This window comes from Stenotrophomonas maltophilia (assembly GCF_001676385.1).
GTDB classification, from domain to species: domain Bacteria; phylum Pseudomonadota; class Gammaproteobacteria; order Xanthomonadales; family Xanthomonadaceae; genus Stenotrophomonas; species Stenotrophomonas maltophilia_J.
Genome location: NZ_LYVJ01000003.1, coordinates 273,854 through 291,177, shown reverse-complemented (window position 1 = coordinate 291,177; position 17,324 = coordinate 273,854). Strand labels below are relative to the sequence as shown.

Annotated in this window: 17 protein-coding genes; 14 read left to right on the top strand and 3 right to left on the bottom strand. The window is 68.6% G+C overall.

The window, feature by feature from the left end; all coding sequences use genetic code 11:
- Window positions 1-18: 18 nt before the first annotated feature.
- From A9K58_RS05465 to A9K58_RS05455, 3 genes are read right to left on the bottom strand one after another with little or no spacing between them, the layout of a single operon-like run.
- A complete protein-coding gene (locus tag A9K58_RS05465; protein WP_065198382.1) occupies window positions 19-579 on the bottom strand; it encodes a hypothetical protein in 561 nt (186 codons plus the stop codon).
- Between the two features lie 30 nt (window positions 580-609).
- A complete protein-coding gene (locus tag A9K58_RS05460; RefSeq protein WP_065198381.1) occupies window positions 610-1,029 on the bottom strand; it encodes an NUDIX hydrolase in 420 nt (139 codons plus the stop codon).
- Window positions 1,026-3,395, bottom strand: coding sequence for a S9 family peptidase (locus A9K58_RS05455; RefSeq protein ID WP_065198380.1), 2,370 nt, complete (start codon window positions 3,393-3,395; stop codon window positions 1,026-1,028). The genes A9K58_RS05460 and A9K58_RS05455 overlap by 4 nt, the downstream gene beginning before the upstream one ends.
- Before the next feature lie 334 nt (window positions 3,396-3,729).
- On the opposite strand from A9K58_RS05455, the gene A9K58_RS05450 reads away from it, so the two are divergent.
- The 14 genes from A9K58_RS05450 (at window position 3,730) to A9K58_RS05385 (ending at window position 17,307) form a co-directional block, all read left to right on the top strand.
- Window positions 3,730-5,127, top strand: a complete 1,398-nt coding sequence (locus tag A9K58_RS05450; RefSeq protein ID WP_065198379.1) for a cytochrome ubiquinol oxidase subunit I — start codon at window positions 3,730-3,732, stop codon at window positions 5,125-5,127.
- Window position 5,128: 1 nt separating this feature from the next.
- Window positions 5,129-6,142 (top strand): cytochrome d ubiquinol oxidase subunit II, encoded by a 1,014-nt coding sequence (gene cydB / locus A9K58_RS05445; RefSeq protein ID WP_065198378.1) that lies wholly within the window; start codon window positions 5,129-5,131, stop codon window positions 6,140-6,142.
- A 217-nt stretch (window positions 6,143-6,359) separates the two neighbouring features.
- Entirely contained in the window at window positions 6,360-7,103 is a 744-nt protein-coding gene (locus tag A9K58_RS05440; protein ID WP_065198377.1) for a beta-ketoacyl synthase chain length factor, read from the top strand.
- Window positions 7,096-7,893 (top strand): lysophospholipid acyltransferase family protein, encoded by a 798-nt coding sequence (locus A9K58_RS05435; RefSeq protein ID WP_065198376.1) that lies wholly within the window; start codon window positions 7,096-7,098, stop codon window positions 7,891-7,893. Before A9K58_RS05440 ends, A9K58_RS05435 begins: the two co-directional genes overlap by 8 nt.
- Window positions 7,880-8,137, top strand: coding sequence for a phosphopantetheine-binding protein (locus tag A9K58_RS05430; protein ID WP_005411610.1), 258 nt, complete (start codon window positions 7,880-7,882; stop codon window positions 8,135-8,137). Before A9K58_RS05435 ends, A9K58_RS05430 begins: the two co-directional genes overlap by 14 nt.
- A 17-nt stretch (window positions 8,138-8,154) precedes the next feature.
- The gene (locus A9K58_RS05425) at window positions 8,155-8,412 is read left to right on the top strand and encodes an acyl carrier protein (RefSeq protein WP_065198375.1); all 258 of its coding nucleotides are present in this window, start codon (window positions 8,155-8,157) and stop codon (window positions 8,410-8,412) included.
- 25 nt (window positions 8,413-8,437) lie between these two features.
- Window positions 8,438-8,989: a COG4648 family protein gene (locus A9K58_RS05420; RefSeq protein ID WP_065198374.1), complete on the top strand. Its 552-nt coding sequence runs from the start codon at window positions 8,438-8,440 to the stop codon at window positions 8,987-8,989.
- Window positions 8,982-10,673, top strand: coding sequence for an ApeI family dehydratase (locus A9K58_RS05415; RefSeq protein ID WP_065198373.1), 1,692 nt, complete (start codon window positions 8,982-8,984; stop codon window positions 10,671-10,673). Before A9K58_RS05420 ends, A9K58_RS05415 begins: the two co-directional genes overlap by 8 nt.
- The gene (locus tag A9K58_RS05410) at window positions 10,663-11,433 is read left to right on the top strand and encodes a glycosyltransferase family 2 protein (RefSeq protein ID WP_065198372.1); all 771 of its coding nucleotides are present in this window, start codon (window positions 10,663-10,665) and stop codon (window positions 11,431-11,433) included. The genes A9K58_RS05415 and A9K58_RS05410 overlap by 11 nt, the downstream gene beginning before the upstream one ends.
- Window position 11,434: 1 nt before the next feature.
- Window positions 11,435-12,376 (top strand): LpxL/LpxP family acyltransferase, encoded by a 942-nt coding sequence (locus tag A9K58_RS05405; protein WP_065198371.1) that lies wholly within the window; start codon window positions 11,435-11,437, stop codon window positions 12,374-12,376.
- On the top strand, window positions 12,366-13,916 hold the full coding sequence (locus A9K58_RS05400; protein ID WP_065198370.1) for an HAL/PAL/TAL family ammonia-lyase: 1,551 nt from the start codon (window positions 12,366-12,368) through the stop codon (window positions 13,914-13,916). The genes A9K58_RS05405 and A9K58_RS05400 overlap by 11 nt, the downstream gene beginning before the upstream one ends.
- Complete coding sequence (locus A9K58_RS05395) at window positions 13,903-14,334, top strand: acyl-CoA thioesterase (protein ID WP_065198369.1); 432 nt, start codon at window positions 13,903-13,905, stop codon at window positions 14,332-14,334. The genes A9K58_RS05400 and A9K58_RS05395 overlap by 14 nt, the downstream gene beginning before the upstream one ends.
- Window positions 14,331-14,960, top strand: a complete 630-nt coding sequence (locus A9K58_RS05390) for an outer membrane lipoprotein carrier protein LolA (RefSeq protein ID WP_065198368.1) — start codon at window positions 14,331-14,333, stop codon at window positions 14,958-14,960. The genes A9K58_RS05395 and A9K58_RS05390 overlap by 4 nt, the downstream gene beginning before the upstream one ends.
- Complete coding sequence (locus A9K58_RS05385; RefSeq protein WP_065198367.1) at window positions 14,953-17,307, top strand: MMPL family transporter; 2,355 nt, start codon at window positions 14,953-14,955, stop codon at window positions 17,305-17,307. The genes A9K58_RS05390 and A9K58_RS05385 overlap by 8 nt, the downstream gene beginning before the upstream one ends.
- Window positions 17,308-17,324 lie beyond the last annotated feature (17 nt).

The window sequence follows — 17,324 nt, the reverse complement described above, 5'->3', positions numbered from 1 at the left end:
AATGCCGGGGTCGAGAGCTCAGCGGAAGCGCGCGCGCACGTCCGGCCGCAGCAGGCGCCAGGCCAGCCAGCCCTGCAGGCCGAGGAGCACGAACGACATGCCGACCACGGTCAACGTGATCAGCCAGCGTTTCAACTGCAGCTCCGGCAGCAGGGCCGGGTCATCGGCCAGCAACGGGATGAGGTCGCGCATGAACACGTCCAGCCACCAGGCGGCCGCGAAGTTGCTCAAGCCACTCAGCAGCAGCAGCACCACGAAGCTCCACAGGCCCCAGCAACGTTCGCGCAGCAGGCCCCAGCTGGACACGGTCGAGGCCAGGCACAACAGCGCGACGACCATCGACGCGGCCACCGGGTGCGCCAGCAGCCAGATCAGGCTGTGCAGCTGCTGGTGCCGCACTTCGCCTTCCACCAGGCGCCACAGCGCGAGGTTGTGCAGCGGCCACAGCACCAGTCCCTGCAGCACGAAGTAGAGCGTCAGCAGCAGTGACAGCCAGAACGAAGCCTGCGCCAGCGGGCGCACCCAGGCGTGATAGGCCGGGGAAGGCGGCGAGGGGATCGACGGGATCGACATTGACATCCGATGTCCTTGCAGTCGGCGCCCGCCTGCTCAGCGGGCCGTCACCCGGGTGGCGACGGCCGGCAGGATATGGTGTTCGCTCAAGGGTGCCAAGGGCAGGCCATGCGGTGGCCGCAGCGGCACCCAGGCCAGTTCGGCGATCTCCGCGCGCGGCTGCGGTGCTCCATCCACCTGCACCCACCAGGCCTGCGCCTGCACGCGGTGGCCGGGCTCGTTCACCGCCCAGTCCTCGAACGTGCCCAGCGCAATGGCGGTCCCGGCGCGCAGCTTGACACCGAGTTCTTCGTCCAGTTCGCGGGCCAGCGCCTGCAGCGGCGCCTCGCCGGGTTCGGGCTTGCCACCGGGCTGGATGAAGCGGCGGGCGCCGTGCTTGCGCACCACCAGCGCCCGGCTGCGGTCATCCAGGATGACCGCAGCCACGATCCGGATCGTGGCTGCGGCGCTGCTCACTTCAGGTTCTGCTCGAACAGCTTGAGGATGCGCTTGTACTGGTCCAGCCAGGAATCGGCGCGCACGTAGCCGTGGCGTTCCAGCGGGTAGGGTGCGATCGACCAGTTGTCCTTGTGCAGTTCGATCAGGCGCTGGGTCAGGTGCACCGAGTCCTGGAAGAACACGTTGTCATCCATCATGCCGTGGGCGATCAGCAGGTTGTCCTGCAGGTTCTGCGCGTACTCGATCGGCGAGGAGACGCGGTACGCCTCCGGATCGATGTCCGGGGTGTTGAGGATGTTGCTGGTGTAGCCGTGGTTGTAGTTGTGCCAGTCCACCACCGGGCGCAGTGCGGCGCCGGCCTTGAAGGTGCCCGGTGCACGGAACAGCGCCATGAAGGTCATGAAGCCGCCGTAGGAACCGCCATAGATGCCGGCGTGGTCGCGGTCACCCTGCTGGGTTTCGACCAGCCAGTCCAGGCCGTCCTTGTAGTCTTCCAGTTCCGGGTGGCCCATGTTGCGGTAGATCGCCGTACGCCAGTCGCGGCCATAGCCCTCGCTGCCGCGGTAGTCCATGTCCAGCACGATGTAGCCCTTCTGCACCAGCAGGTTGTGGAACATCTGCTCGCGGAAGTAGGCCGGGTAGCGCTGGTGCACGTTCTGCAGGTAGCCGGCGCCATGCACGAACATCACGATCGGGTACTTGCGGCCCGGCTCCTTGTGCTCCGGCTCGTAGTACTTGGCCCAGACCACGCCGGCACCGTGCCTGGACGGCACCGCCACCAGCTTCGGCTGGATCCACTCGCGCGCCTTGTAGTCGGCGGTGCGGGTGTCGGTCAGCACGCGTGCCTGGCCACCGGTACTGGGCAACACCGCCAGCTGCGGCGGCAGGTAGGCACCGGAGTAGCGCACCAGCAGCTGCTGGCCATCCGGCGACAGCGAGAAGTCTTCCACGCCGTTGAGGCTGGTCAGCTCGCGGACTTGGCGGCTGCCGGTGTCCACGGCGCAGACTTCGTAGTCATGCGGCGCCTGCTGGTTGCACAGGAAGTAGAAGCCCTTGCCATCGGCCGACGGCACCGGCGCCGAGGTTTCCCACTTGCCGCTGGTCAGCGCCTGCGGCCTGGCGGTGCCGGCCTGGGTGTAGAGGTGCGAGAAGCCCGATTCCTCGGACAGCAGCCACAGCGTGCGGCCATCGGCCATCCAGCCGAAATCGTTGAAGCCCCAGTTGATCCAGGCGTTGTCGGTCAGCCGATGGCGATTCTGCACACGGCCGTCGGCGGCGTTGACGCTGATGATCCAGCGATCCTTGTTGTCGTTGGCACGCAGCATCACCGCGGCCTGCTGGCCGTCGGCGCTCCAGCGGATGCCGCCGCCCATGAAGTCGCTCATCACCTGCACGCTGCGCTCGCCCTTCAGCGGATCCTTGCCGGCCTTGCGGCGCAGCTCGGCCAGCGGATCGGTGCCGATGCCCGGCAGACTGGCCAGCGCTACCTTTTCCGCCTTGCCGGTGCGCACGTCCACGTACCACAGGGTGTGCGGTTCGAAGCCGTTGCGACCGACGCGGGTACGGGTGTCCTCGGTTTCCTCGTAGCCCGACTCCGTCACGTACAGCGGCATCTTGCTGGTGCGGCCGTCGTCGAAGTCCTTCGGCTGGGTCACCACGATCAGGTGGGTCAGGTCCGGCGACAGCACGCTGTCAGCGATCTCCACGTCGTCGCCCAGGTAGACCGGGCCCGGTGCGCGGGTGGGGTCGGCCTGGCGCCAGCGCTGGTCCTGGTCCTTCAGTGCCTCACGCTGGTCGCGGTCGCGGCGCAGGGTTTCCAGCGTGCGCAGCTGCTGGTCGCGCAGTACGTCGGCCTTCGGCGGCGTACGCGGGTCCTTTTCGGCCTTCAGGCTCGCCACCTGCTGCACGCCGCCGGCGGCGGTCCAGTGGAACCAGTTCTGGCCGACGCGCCAGATCACACCGTTGTCGGCGGCGAAGTTCACGTTGCCCGCGCGCTCGTTGCTGCGGGTCAGCTGCGTCAGCGCGCCACTGCGCAGGTCGCGCACGAACACATCGCCATTGCGGACGAAGGCGCTGCGGCTGCGGCCGCGATCGTAGACCGGGTCGGCCACGTCCAGGGTGCCGCGCTGGTCATCGGCCACCTGCGCGGCCACGCCGCCGGCGACTGGCTGGCGGAAGGTGTCTCGCACCGGGCTGCCGTTGCGCTTGAGCTGGTATTCCACCTGCTGGCTGTTCCACGACCACCAGGCCTTCTCGACCGGCGGACCGATCCAGTCCGGGTCGGCCATCGCCTGTTCGATGGTGATCGGCGTCGGCGCGGCGTGCGCGGCCGGTACGGCCAGCACGGCCGACAGCAGGAGGGACAGGGGCAGCACTCGGGACATGGGCGGACGGCACCAGAAGAGGAAACCGGGCAAGGGTAGCAGCCACCCCGGCCCGGGGCAGGGGCCACAGGTCATGGCGGCGGAATCGGCAAAATGGCACCGCCCGGGCCTCTGCGACGGCATGTACCGCCTGATCGCCATTCCGTTCGGATGCAGCCGGCAGGTACAGCCGGGACGACAGGATCTGTCCAGGCGTGCAGCACCTCACGGCGCCCAGCGTGGCGATTGCCGACTGCGACAAAGTGAAGCAGCGCGTCACCCGGTCGCATCCCCGCTTAACGAAATCCTCCTAAAGTGGTCCGGTATCCCACCGGTCGCAGGCAGGAGGCGTCCCTTGGACGCGTTGTTGTTGTCCCGGATCCAGTTCGGATTCGTCATCAGTTTCCACGTGCTGTTCCCCGCCTTCACCATCGGTACGGCCAGCTGGCTGGCCTTCATCGAATGGCGCTGGCTGCGCACGAAGCTGCCCGTGTGGCGCGAACTGTATTTCTTCTGGCAGAAGATCTTCGCCGTGTCGTTCGGCATGGGCGTGGTCAGCGGCATCGTCATGGCGTTCCAGTTCGGTACCCACTGGCCACGCCTGAGCGAGGTCGCCGGTACGGTCATCGGCCCGCTGCTGACCTATGAAGTGCTGACCGCGTTCTTCCTCGAAGCCAGTTTCCTCGGCGTGATGATGTTCGGCTGGGGCCGGGTTTCGCCGCGCCTGCATTTCCTCTCCACCTGCATGGTGGCGCTGGGCACGCTGTTCTCCACGTTCTGGATCCTGTCGTCCAACAGCTGGCTGCACACGCCGGCCGGCTACGAGATGGTGAACGGCATCGTGCATCCGGTGGACTGGTGGCAGGTGGTGTTCAACCCCTCGTTCCCGTACCGGCTGGCGCACATGGCGCTGGGCTCGTTCATCACCACCTGTTTCGTGATCGGTGGCGTCGGTGCGTGGTACCTGCGCAAGGGCACGCACGTGGAAGCGGGCCGGCGCATGCTGGTCGCCGCCGTGGCATTCGCTGCGCTGACCGTGCCGGTGCAGATCTTCGTCGGCGACATGCATGGCCTGAACACGCTCAAGCACCAGCCGATGAAGATCGCGGCGGTGGAAGCGCACTGGCATCAAACCCAGGAAGGCGAGGGCGTGCCGCTGGTGGTGTTCGCGCTGCCCAACGAAAAGGAAGAACGCAACGATTTCGAAGTGGCCATCCCGAAGCTCGGCAGCGTGATCCTCACCCATTCGCTGGACGGCACGTTCGATCCGCTGACCTCGGTACCGGCCAGCGAGCGTCCACCGGTGACGCCGGTGTTCTTCGCCTTCCGCATCATGGTCGGGCTGGGCACGCTGATGCTGTTGCTGGCGTGGGTGTCGGCCTTCCAGCTGTGGCGGAAAAGGTTGCTGGACTCGCCATGGCTGCTGCGCGGCTGGAACTGGATGCTGCCCAGTGGCTTCATCGCGCTGCTGTCGGGCTGGTTCGTCACCGAGATGGGGCGCCAGCCGTGGGTGGTGTATGGGGTGCTGCGCACTGCCGACGCGGTCGGCCCGCAGAGCGCGTGGATGACCGCGCTGTCACTGGCTGTGTACGTGACCGGCTACGCCTTCGTGTTTGGTTGGGGCATCTGGTACCTGGTGAAGATCCTGCGCCATGGGCCGCAGCCGTATGCCGAGGGGCCGTCGCTGGACCATGGCAGCCACACCCCGGCACGTCCGTTGTCGGCCGCCGACGAACCGCTGGAGGAGCGCTGAGATGGACCTGATGACCTGGCTGCCGGTGGCGTGGTTCGCGGTGATCGGTTTCGGCGTGCTGATGTACGTGGTGCTGGACGGCTTCGTGCTCGGCATCGGCATCCTCGCCCCGTTCGCCGAGGACGAGGAACAGCTGGACCTGATGATGAACACTGCCGCGCCGATCTGGGACGGCAACGAGACCTGGCTGGTACTGGGCGGTGCTGGCCTGTTGGCGGCCTTCCCCAAGGCCTACGCGGTGCTGTTGTCGGCGCTGTACCTGCCCGTGCTGCTGCTGGTGGTAGCGCTGGTGTTCCGCGGCGTGGCCTTCGAGTTCCGGTTCAAGGCGCATCGTTCGCGCCGGCTGTGGAGCGTGGCATTCGGGCTCGGTTCGCTGCTGGCGACCTTCGCCCAGGGCGTGATCCTGGGCACGCTGGTGCAGGGCATCCCCCTGGTGGACGGCGCCTACCACGGCGGCGCGTTCGCCTGGTTCAGCCCGTTCGCGATGCTGACCGGTGCTGCGCTGGTGGCCGGCTACGCGTTGCTGGGCAGCACCTGGCTGATCCTGAAGACGGAAGGGCGCGTGCAGGCATTGGCGCGGCAGCTGACCCGGCCATTGGTGGTGGCGGTGATCGCGGCCATGGGCCTGGTCAGCAGCTGGCTGCCGTTCCTCGATTCGCGGCTGATGGACCGCTGGTTCAGCGACGGCAACTTCTGGTGGCTGTCGCCGGTTCCGCTGCTGACCCTGGCGGTAGCCGCCGCGCTGTGGCGCAGTGCCACCCATCCGCGCCGCGACCTGCCGCCGTTCCTGCTCAGCCTGGCCCTGTTCGTGCTCGGCTTCCTCGGCCTGGTGCTGGGCATGTGGCCTTACCTTCTGCCGCCTTCGATGACACTGTGGCAGGCCGCCGCGCCGGCTTCCTCGCTCGGCTTCACCCTGGCCGGGCTGGCCATTCTGCTGCCGGTCATCCTCGGCTACACGGCATGGTCGTACCGCGTGTTCCGCGGCAAGGTGCGCGCCGACACCGGTTACCACTGATCGCGGCGGCGGCAGGCCCACTGCTGCGACAGGGCCGCGTTGAGGAATGTGAAACCTGCACACCCCGTGCAGGACGTGCTAGCGTGCGCTCCTTTCCGGCGGCCAGGGGGCAGCCGGCGACGTCCTGGACGGACGCACGGCTGCAGGAATGGGGGGCCGCCGCGCGTCGCCGTAACGGCTCGTGCCTATCGTTCTCCCATTGAAGCACCATCGCCAAATGATCGAATTCTCCATCGTCGACTGGGCGGCCTGGGCGCCCGGCCTCAGCGAGCGCAGCCAGTGGCTGGGCTGGGCCGACGCACCCTACCTCCCGCAGGGCGTGGACACCCCGGCGTTGGCCGAGGTGCCGGCGATGCAGCGCCGCCGCATCGAGCGGCTGGGCCGGATGGCGATCCAGGCCGCGTGCTGGTGCGAGGACGGGCAGGGCGCCGACAGTGCGGTGCCACTGGTGTTCGCCAGTCGCCACGGGGACGTGGCCCGGTCGATGGAACTGCTGGGTGCGCTGGTTGACGACCAGCCACTGTCGCCGACCGGATTCGGCCTGTCGGTGCACAATGCGATCGCCGCGCTGTACTCGATTGCCCGCGGCCACCGCGGCAATTACCTGGCCCTGGCCGCCGGCCAGGCCACGGTGGAGAGCGCCTGCCTGGAGGCTGCGGGCCTGCTGGCCGACGGCGCCCGCGAGGTGCGGGTGGTTGTTTACGAGTCGCCGCTTCCGAAGATTTACGAGACGTTCGCCGACGAACCCGACCCGTTCTTCGCATGGTGCTGGCGATTGACCGCGCCCAGCGAGGGCCGGCCGACCCTGTCGCTGCAGTGGCAGCCGGCCGAAGTCGAGGCCGGCACTGCGCCGGCCAGCCTGCCGCACGCACTGGACCTGCACCGCTTCCTGTTGTCCGGCGCCTCGGCGCTCGAGCATGTCACCCAGGGCCAGCGCTGGCGCTGGGGGCGCCGTGGGTGAGGCGCTGCGCCGCCTCGATCTTGCCTGGCGGGTGCTGGGTACCGGGCTGAGCTTCGCCGCATTCGGCGTGGGCGGGTTGCTGCTGGGCGTGCTGGTGATGCCGATGCTGCTGCTGATGCGTGACCCCGTGGCCCGCCGCCGCCGTGCCCGCCGCGTGGTGCAGGCCGCGTTCGCCAGCCACCTGTGGCTGATGCGCACCCTGGGCGTGATGACCCTGGAGATCGAGGGCGGCGAGCGCCTCCGGCGCGACGGCCTGCTGGTCCTGGCCAATCATCCGACCCTGATCGACGTGGTCTGCCTGATCTCGCTGCTGCCCAACGCCGACTGCGTGGTCAAGCGGGCAGTGGCCTGCAACCCATTCATGCGCGGCCCGGTGCGGGCGGCCGGCTACATCGCCAACGACGACGGCGCCGGCCTGGTCGATGACTGCGTGGCGGCGGTACGCGCCGGCGGCACCCTGGTGATCTTCCCGGAGGGCACCCGCAGCGTGCCGGGCCAGCCGCCTCGGCTGCAGCGCGGGGCGGCCAACATCGCGGTGCGCGGCCGCCTGGACATCACCCCGGTACGCATTACCTGTACCCCGCCCACGTTGACCAAGGGCCAGAAGTGGTATCGTGTACCCTCACGTCGCTTTCACGTTCGGCTGCAGATCGGCGAAGATATCCCGATCGCGCCCTTCCTGGCCGATGACGACTCGCCAAGGGGGGATGCCTTGGCGGCGCGCCGCGTCACCGAGCACCTTTCTCGTTATTTCGACCTGTCTGGAGATCCGCCCCGTGCAAGCACTTGAGCACGAGATCAAGGAATTGATCATTTCCTCCCTTTCGCTGGAGGACATCACGCCGGAGGACATCGATCCGACCGCGCCGCTGTTCGTCGAGGGCCTCGGCCTGGATTCGATCGACGCGCTGGAGCTGGGCCTGGCGTTGCAGAAGAAGTACGGTGTCAGCCTCTCGGCCGATTCGGAAGAAACCCGTCGCCATTTCTCCAGCGTGCGCGCGCTCGGCGAGTTCGTCGCCGCCCGCCAGTCGTAACGGCGCCAGGAATAGCCATGACCAAGAATGAACTGTTCGAGCGCATCGTCAGCATCCTGACCGAGAGCTTCGAGATTGAAACCGCCCGGATCACCCCGGAGGCCCGCCTGTATGACGACCTGGACATCGACAGCATCGATGCGGTCGACCTGATCGTACAGCTCAAGCCGTTGCTCGGTCGCAACCTGCAGCCGGAGGCCTTCAAGGCCGTGCGCACAGTGCAGGACATCGTTGATGTCGTGCACGGCCTGCTGCCGGATCAGGCCGCGGCCTGACCCCAGCGCCGGTCGCAGCGCCACCATGGCACGCGCACGCACGGTCGTGGTGGCAGCGCTTTCGCTGGCCTACCCGCTGCTGGTGTACCTGGCGATGGGGCGTTTCGAGCCCCGCTGGCTCTCGCTGCTGCTGTTCACCCTGGCCCTGCTGCGTGCGCTGAGTACGCGCCAGCCGCTGTGGTGGGCCGCTGCCGCCGGCACCGGCCTGCTGGCGGTGCTGGCCACGGTGCTCAACCAGGCGTTGCCGTTGAAGCTGTACCCGGCGCTGGTCAACGCGGTGATGCTGGTTGTCTTCGGCACCAGCCTGCGCTTCGGCCCGCCGTTGGTGGAACGCCTGGCGCGGCTGCAGGAGCCGGAGTTGCCCGCCTTTGCACTGGCCTATACCCGCCGCGTTACCCAGGTCTGGTGCGGTTTCTTCGTTCTCAACGGTGGCCTGGCCCTGCTCACCGCGCTGTACGCGTCGGACCGGGTCTGGATGCTCTACAACGGATTGTTGGCATACGTGATGATGGGTGTGTTGTTTGCAGGTGAGTGGCTGGTACGGCGGCGGGTGAAGGCGGCGCATGCCCATGGCTGAGTGGATCGCCCTGGACCGGTTGCTGCTGGACGCACGGCCGCAGCGCAGCGTTGGCATCTGTGACGGCGAGGAAGTCGATCATGCCCGGTTCCGGCAGCGGGCCCTGGCCTGGCGCAACGCCTTCGCCGCAGCCGAAGGCCGCGACTGGGCCCTGTATTTCGATGACGCCGTGGCGTTCGCTGCGGCGCTGTTCGGCGCCTGGCATGCCGGCAAGCGTGTGTTCCTGGCTGCGGACAACCTGCCCGCCACGTTGCAGCTGCTGCAGTCCCAGGTCAGCGGCTTCGCCGGCGATGTTCCGGCCGATTACCGCCCGCTGGCGGCCCCGCCTGCGGCCCCGGAGGTGGACGGTGCGCTGCAGGTGCTGGACGAGCGCAGCTGTGAGCTGTGCGTGTTCACCTCCGGCAGCACCGGCCAGCCGAGTGCGATCAACAAGCGCATGGACCAGCTCGCGCGCGAGATCGATGCGCTGCAGGCGGCCTTCGGCGCGCAGCTGGACGGCGTGCAGGTCCACGGCACGGTCTCGCACCAGCACATCTATGGCCTGCTGTTCCGGGTGCTGTGGCCACTGGCTGCAGGCCGCCTGATCCAGCCACGCCGGTTCTTCCACGAGGACCTGGTGGGGGCATTGTCCGGCGCCGATACGGTACTGGTGGCCACGCCGGCCCACCTCAAGCGCCTGCCCGAGCAGCTCGACTGGGCCAGCCTGCATGGCCGCCTGCGGGCGGTGTTCTCCTCCGGGGGGGCGCTGCCGGAAGCGGCGGCGCGCCAGGTGCGGCAGTGGCTGGGCGTGGCACCGACCGAGGTCTACGGCAGCAGTGAGACCGGTGGCATTGCCTGGCGCCGCTGGGATAGCGATCTACCGCCCTGGCAACCGCTGCCGGGCGTGCAGTGGCGGATCGAGGACGGCTGCCTGGCCGTGGCCTCGCCGCATCTGGAATGCCCTGGCTGGTGGCGCACCCAGGACCGGGTCGAGGCGTTGGCCGATGGTTGCTTCCGCCTGCTGGGCCGCGCCGACCGCATCGTCAAGATCGAAGAACGCCGGGTCTCGCTGGATGCGCTGGAGCGCGCGCTGCGCGAAGACGCCGAAGTGGAGGATGCGCGCGTGCTGGTGCTGCCCGGCCAGCGCGAGCAGCTGGCGGCGGTGGTGGTGCCGGCCGATCCGGCGCTGCTGGACGCGGGTGACGCCGCGCGCCGCGCGCTGGGCCAGCGCCTGGGCGCGCGCCTGGCACAGGGCCATGATGCGGTGACCCGGCCGCGCCGCTGGCGACTGGTGCAGGCGCTGCCGATCAATGCACAGGGCAAGGTCACCCAGGCCGCACTGGCCGCCCTGTTCCAACCCCTGATGCCGGTACCGGAATGGGATCGCCGCGATGCCGCCAGCGCCACCTTGCGCATGACCCTCGACCCGGCACTGCGGCCGTTCCAGGGCCATTTCCCGCAGGCGGCGATCCTGCCGGGCGTGGCCCAGCTGGATTGGGCAGTGCGGTTCGGTCGCCAGGCGTTCACGATGCCGGCCGCCTTCCTGCGCATGGACGCAGTGAAGTTCCAGCATGTGGCCCGACCGGGCGATGAACTGACGCTGCAGCTGGACTGGGACGCGACGCGCAACGTGCTGTCGTTCCGCTATACCTCCCGCCACGGCGTGCATGCCAGCGGCAGGGTGGTGTTTGCCGATGCGGACTGACCCGGCGGCTGCCGGTGCCGCATTCGCGCCGCTGGTGGTGATTCCCGTCTACGACCACGAGCACGCCATCGCAGCAGTGGTCGATGGCGTGCAGGCGGCTGGCCTGCCCTGCCTGCTGGTCGACGATGGCTCACGTGGCTCCTGCGCGGCGGTACTGCGTTCGCTGGCACAGCGCCAGGGGGTCGACCTGCTGCGCCTGGAGATCAACCAGGGCAAGGGTGGGGCGATGCTGGCCGGCTTTGCCGAGGCCGGCGCGCGCGGCTACAGCCACGTGCTGCAGATCGATGCCGACGGCCAGCATGACACCCGTGACCTGCCACGCTTCATCGAGGCGGCCCGTGCCCATCCGGACGCGGTGATCTGTGGCATCCCGGCCTACGACGCGAGCGTGCCCAAGGCGCGCCTGTACGGTCGTTACGCCACCCACATCTGGGTCTGGATCAACACGCTGTCGCTGCACCTGCGCGACACCATGTGTGGTTTCCGGGTGTATCCACTGCCTCCCGTGCTGCGCCTGGCCGGCGAAGAGACCATCGGCCGGCGCATGGATTTCGATACCGAGATCATGGTGCGCCTGTACTGGCGGCAACTGCCGGTCGAACATCTGGCCACGCGGGTGACCTATCCCTCCGACGGTGTGTCGCACTTCGATGTGTGGCGCGACAACGTGCGCATCAGCCGCATGCACACGCGCCTGTTCTTCGGCATGCTTCGGCGCGCACCGCGCCTGCTGTGGAACCGGCTGCAGGGGCAGCGCTGAGATGGCGCGCGCGCAGCACGCTCCGCATTGGGCAGAGATCGGCGAATCCACCTCGGTGGCCGGCGTGTTGTTCCTGTGCTGGGTGCACCGCTGGTTCGGGCGCTGGCCGTTCCGCCTGTGCGCGTGGCCGGTGGTGGCCTGCCACTGGCTGGGCAACCGCGTCGGCCGCCAGGCGTCCCTGCAGTACCTGCAACGGCTGCAGGCACACAGCGGCGTGCTCGGGCGCGCGCCGACCCGCCGCGACAGCCTGCGCCACTTCTTCGCCTTCGCCGACACGATGCTGGACAAGATCCTCGGGCTGGGCGGGCGCTATCCGGCCGGACGCATCCAGCTGCAGCGCGACCTCATGCTGGAAAAGATCGCGCGCCGCGAAGGCGGGCTGATCCTCACCGCGCACATCGGCTGCCTGGAACTGTGCCAGGTGCTGGCCGAGCAGGTGCCGGGCTTCCGCATCACCGTGCTGGTGCATACCGCGCACGCGCAGCGCTTCAACCGCCTGCTGCAGCGGCTGGATCCGTTGGCTGCGGTGGAGCTGGTACAGGTCACCGGAATGGGCCCGGCCACCGCAGTGAAGCTGGCCGAGCGCGTGGCCAGCGGCGGCTTCGTCGCCATCGTCGGCGATCGAACGCCGGTGCACGGCGGCCGCAGCGTTGATGCCGACTTCCTCGGCCATCGCGCGCCCTTCCCGATCGGCGCCTACGTGCTGGCCGCTGCGCTGGGCTGCCCGGTCTACACCATGGCCTGCCTGCATGAGGGCGACGGCTACCGCGTGGCGTTCGAGCAGTTCGCCGAGCGTATCGTGCTGCCGCGCGGTTCGCGCGATGCCGCATTGGGCGAGCAGGCACAGCGCTTCGCGCGCTGGCTGGAACGCCAGGTCATCCAGTCCCCGCTGGACTGGTTCAATTTCTTCCCCTTCTGGGATCAGGCCCCGCATGACGACTGACACCGTACCCGTGTGCCGCTTCGGCGAAGCACCGTTGACCATCGAAGACGTAGTGGCGCTGGCCCAGCGCCAGCGCCAGGCCGCACTGAGCGAAGCGCCGGCGTTCCGCGCACACATCCAGCGCGGTGCCGGCTTCCTGGACCGCCTGCTGCGCGAGGACGGCGTGATCTACGGCGTGACCACCGGCTACGGCGACTCGTGCACGGTGAACATTCCGCCGGCGCTGGTGGCCGAGCTGCCGCACCATCTTTACACCTACCACGGCTGCGGCCTGGGCCGTTACCTGGATCCAGTCGAGACCCGCGCGGTGCTGGCTGCCCGCCTGGCCTCGCTGGTGCAGGGCATGTCCGGTGTCAGCGTGCCGTTGCTGGAGGGCCTGGCCACGTTGTTGCAGCACGATGTGCTGCCGCTGATCCCGGCCGAAGGCTCGGTCGGCGCCAGCGGCGACCTGACGCCGCTGTCGTACGTGGCGGCGGTGCTGTGCGGCGAGCGCGAGGTGCTGCACGACGGCCGCGTGCAGCCGGCTGCCGGGGTGCTGGCCAAGATCGGCATGACCCCGCTGAGGCTGCGGCCGAAGGAAGGCCTGGCGATCATGAATGGCACTGCCGTGATGACCGGCCTGGCCTGCCTGGCCTGGCAGCGCGCCGATTACCTGGCCCGCATGGCCACGCGCCTGACCGCGTTCAACGTGCTGGCCAGCGATGGCAACGCGCATCATTTCGATGAAACGCTGTTCGCGGCCAAGCCGCATCCTGGCCAGGGTCGCATCGCTGCACGCCTGCGCAGCGACCTGCACAGCGAGCGCCCGCCGCGCAATGAACAGCGCCTGCAGGACCGCTACTCGCTGCGCTGTGCGCCGCATGTGATCGGCGTGCTGGAAGACAGCCTGCCGTTCCTGCGCCAGCTGATCGAAACTGAACTGAACAGTGCCAACGACAATCCGCTGATCGACGCCGATGGCGAGCGCATCCTGCATGGGGGCCATTTCTACGGCGGCCATATCGCGCTTGCGATGGACACCCTGAAGAACACCGTGGCCAACGTGGCCGACCTGCTCGACCGGCAGCTGGCGCTGGTGGTCGACGCCCGCTACAACCATGGCCTGCCGGCCAACCTGTCGGCGGCCACCGGCCCGCGCGCGGCCATCAACCATGGGCTGAAGGCGTTGCAGATCAGCGTGTCGGCGTGGACCGCAGAAGCACTGAAGCAGACTATGCCGGCCAGCGTGTTCTCGCGTTCCACCGAATGCCACAACCAGGACAAGGTCAGCATGGGCACCATTGCCGCGCGCGATTGCCTGCGCGTGATCGAGCTGACTGAACAGGTGGTGGCGGCCATGTTGATCGCTGCCCGCCAGGGCCTGGCGCTGCGCGAACGGGTTGGCCTGAACGCGCAGCTGCATGGCAGTCTGGCCGACATGTACGCCGACCTGGGGCAGCGCATCGCCCTGGTCGAAGAAGACCGCGCGCTGGATCGCGAACTGCGGGAACTGCTGGTGGAGATCCGCGCGCAACGTTGGGAGCTGTATGCCGGTGAATGAGGCCATCGAACGGGTCGGCGAGATTGCGCTGACCCCCGCCTTCCATGACTGCGATCCGATGAACGTGGTCTGGCATGGCAACTACTTCAAGTACTTCGAGATCGCGCGCTGCGCGCTGCTCGGCCGTTACAACTACGACTACCCGCAGATGCTCGAATCGGGCTACCTGTGGCCGGTGGTGGATGCGCGGGTGAAATACGTGCGCCCGCTGCTGTTCAACCAGGCGCTGCGCGTGGTCGCGCGCATCGTCGAATGGGAGAACCGGCTGAAGATCGAGTACGAAATCCTCGATGCACAGAGCGGCCAGGTGCTGACCCGCGCAATGACCATCCAGGTCGCGGTGGACGCTGCCAGCAAGGAAATGCAGTACCAGTGCCCACCGGTGCTGTGGGAACGCCTGGGAGTGCCCGCGCCATGAATCTGCCTGCCCGTCTTCCGCGCGCGCTGCTGTGCGCGCTGCTGCTCGTTGCCGCACCCCTGGTGCAGGCAGCCGACCCCGCCGTCGATGCGGTCACCCAGGCCGTAGCGCGGCCGGACGTGCTGCGTGGCCAGTTCAGCCAGGAAAAGCAGGTCAGTGGCTTCAGGAACCCACTGCGCTCGCAGGGCCAGTTCGTGGTCGCGCACCGGCATGGCGTGATCTGGACCACGCTCAAGCCCTTCCCCTCCGAGGTGGTGGTCACTGCCGACCGCATCCTCAGCCGCCAGCGCGACGGCAGCACCCGCGTCGAGCTCGATGCACGGCAGCAGCCGGCGATGCGGTCGGTCAACGCGATCATGTTCGCGTTGATGAGTGGCGACGTGCAGGCGCTGTCCAGCCAGTTCAACGTCGCCGCCAACCGTGAAGGGCAGGGCTGGCGGCTGCGCCTGACGCCGAAGTCCGCGGTGCTGGCCAAGGCCTTCCAGTCGCTGACCCTGCGGGGCGACCGCTACGTGCGCCAGGTCGAGATCGTCGAGGCCAACAATGACCGCACGCAGATCCAGTTCAGCGCTATGAGCGAAGCGCCGGCCACGCTCAGCGCCGACGAGGCACGCCGCTTTGAGTAAGGCCGTGGCAGCGAGCGCACCGGACCGGCTGCGGCGTTGGTGGCACTGGCTGGGCATCGCCTGGCTGGTGCTGCTGGTGGTACTGGGTGCGCAGCAGTGGCACCTGTGGAGCCAGGCATCGCGGATTGACACCGACATCCTCGCGCTGTTGCCGCAGGATGCGCACGACCGCCTGTTGAGCGACGTGACCCGGCGTATCGCCGACGGCAGTTCGCGGCAGGTGGTGGTGCTGCTTGGCAGCAGGGACGGCACCGCCGCCAAGCGCGCGCAGGCGGCTTTTGCTGCGGCCATGGCCAACGACGCCGATCACGCGTTGCTGGTTCCCAGCGGCTCGATTGAAGGCTGGTTCGATGAGGCGCGCGCGTTCTACGCGCCGTACCGCGACCGCCTGTTGACCCCGGCCCAGCGCGAGCAACTGCAGCAGGCGCAACCCGCCGAGCTGGCCGCGCAGGCACTGGCAGCCCTGTACGGGCCGATGGGCGCGCCGCGCTTGACCGACTGGCGGCAGGACCCCTTGTCGCTGTGGCCGCAGTGGTGGCAGCAGCAGGCGCAGGGTTCGGGATTGCGGCTGGGTGATGACGGCCTGCTCGAAGCCGAGGGCAGGCACTGGGCGGTGCTGCAGTTCGATACGCCGGGCTCGGCGTTCCAGCTTGACGGCGAGCGCCATCTGGATGGCCTGCTGGAGCGTGCCGGGCAGGCCGCCAGGAGGACCGCGCCGGAGCTGGAAATCCTGCATGCCGGCGTGCCGCTGCATGCCGAGGCGGCAGCGGTGCAGGCCAACAGGGAGATCAACACCATCGGCTGGGGTTCGCTGGCCGCAGTGCTGCTGCTGGTATGGCTGGCCTTCCGGTCGCTGCGGCCGATCCTGCTGGTCGCTGCGTCGCTGCTGATCGGCTGTGGCGTGGCGCTGGCGGTGACCGTGCTGGTGTTCGGCAAGGTGCACGTGCTGACCCTGGTGTTCGGCGCGTCGCTGGTGGGCGTGGCCGAGGACTATGGCATCCACTGGTTCGCCTCGCGCCAGGCCGCGCCGGCCGATCGCCGCTGGACGCTGCTGCGGCACCTGCTGCCCGGCCTGTGGCTGGCACTGCTGACCAGCGCGCTGGCCTACCTGGCGCTGGGCTTGGCGCCGTTCCCGGGCCTGCGCCAGATGGCGCTGTTCTCGGTGGTTGGCCTGGCGGCCGCCTTCCTCACGGTGATTTTCTGGTTTCCCTGGCTGGATGGTGGCGAGATCCGGCAGACCCGCTTCTCGCGGTGGCTGGGCAACACGCTCGATCGCTTCCCGCGCCTGCAGGGCCGCCGTCCACTGGCGGCCTTCATGCTGGTGGCGTTGGCGATCTCCGCCATCGGCATTGCCCGCCTGCACAGCAATGATGACCTGCGCAGCCTGCAGTCCTCACCGCCGGCGCTGATGGCCCAGCAGATCCGCCTGAGCCAGCTGCTGGGCATGCCCAGCCCAGCGCAGTTCTACCTGGTGCAGGGCGCCGATGCGGCGCAGTTGCTGCAGCGTGAGGAGGCCCTGACCGAACGACTGCGGGCACTGGCCCACGACCAGCGCATCGGGGGTTACCGCGCGATCAGCGACTGGTTGCCGTCGCCGGCGCGCCAGCAGGCCGATGCCGCGCTGACTGCGAAGGTGGAACCCGGCGTGCTGCAGGCGGTGTCCGATGCAGTCGGCGAACCGCTGCCACGCCCGGCGTTCGCCGCCACGCCGTTGACCGCCGAAGCATTCCTTGCCTCGCCGGCTTCGCGGCCGTTCCGTCACCTGTGGGTGGGCGGCGTCGGTGGGCAGATGATCAGCGTGGTGATGGTCGATGACCTGTCGCAAGCCGATGCGCTGGTGACCCTGCGAGGGGCCGCCGAAGGCCTGCCGGGCGTGCGCTGGGTGGATCGCACCGCCGATTTCTCCAAGCTGCTGGGCCACTACCGCAAGTTGATGGGTGGGCTGCTGCTGGTCGGCATCGTGCTGGTATTCGGCGCACTGTGGCTGCGCTACCGACGCCAGGCCTGGCGCGTGTTCGCACCGACCCTGATCGCCAGCGCATTGACCCTGGGCATCCTCGGCCTGCTGGGCCAGCCGCTGCAGCTGTTCAATGTGCTGGCGCTGATGCTGCTGCTGGGCATGGGCATCGATTACGGCATCTTCCTGATCGAGCATCGTGGCGATGCCAGCGCGTGGCTCGCGGTATGCGTGGGCGCGGCCAGCACCTGGCTGTCGTTCGGCCTGCTGGGCCTGTCGCAGACGCCGGCACTGCGCGCCTTCGGCCTGACCCTGCTGTTCGGCATCGGCCTGGTGTGGCTGATCTCGCCGTTGTTCCGGCCGGCGCCGCACGATCTGCCGCCGGCCTGACCCCTGTTTTCCCACTT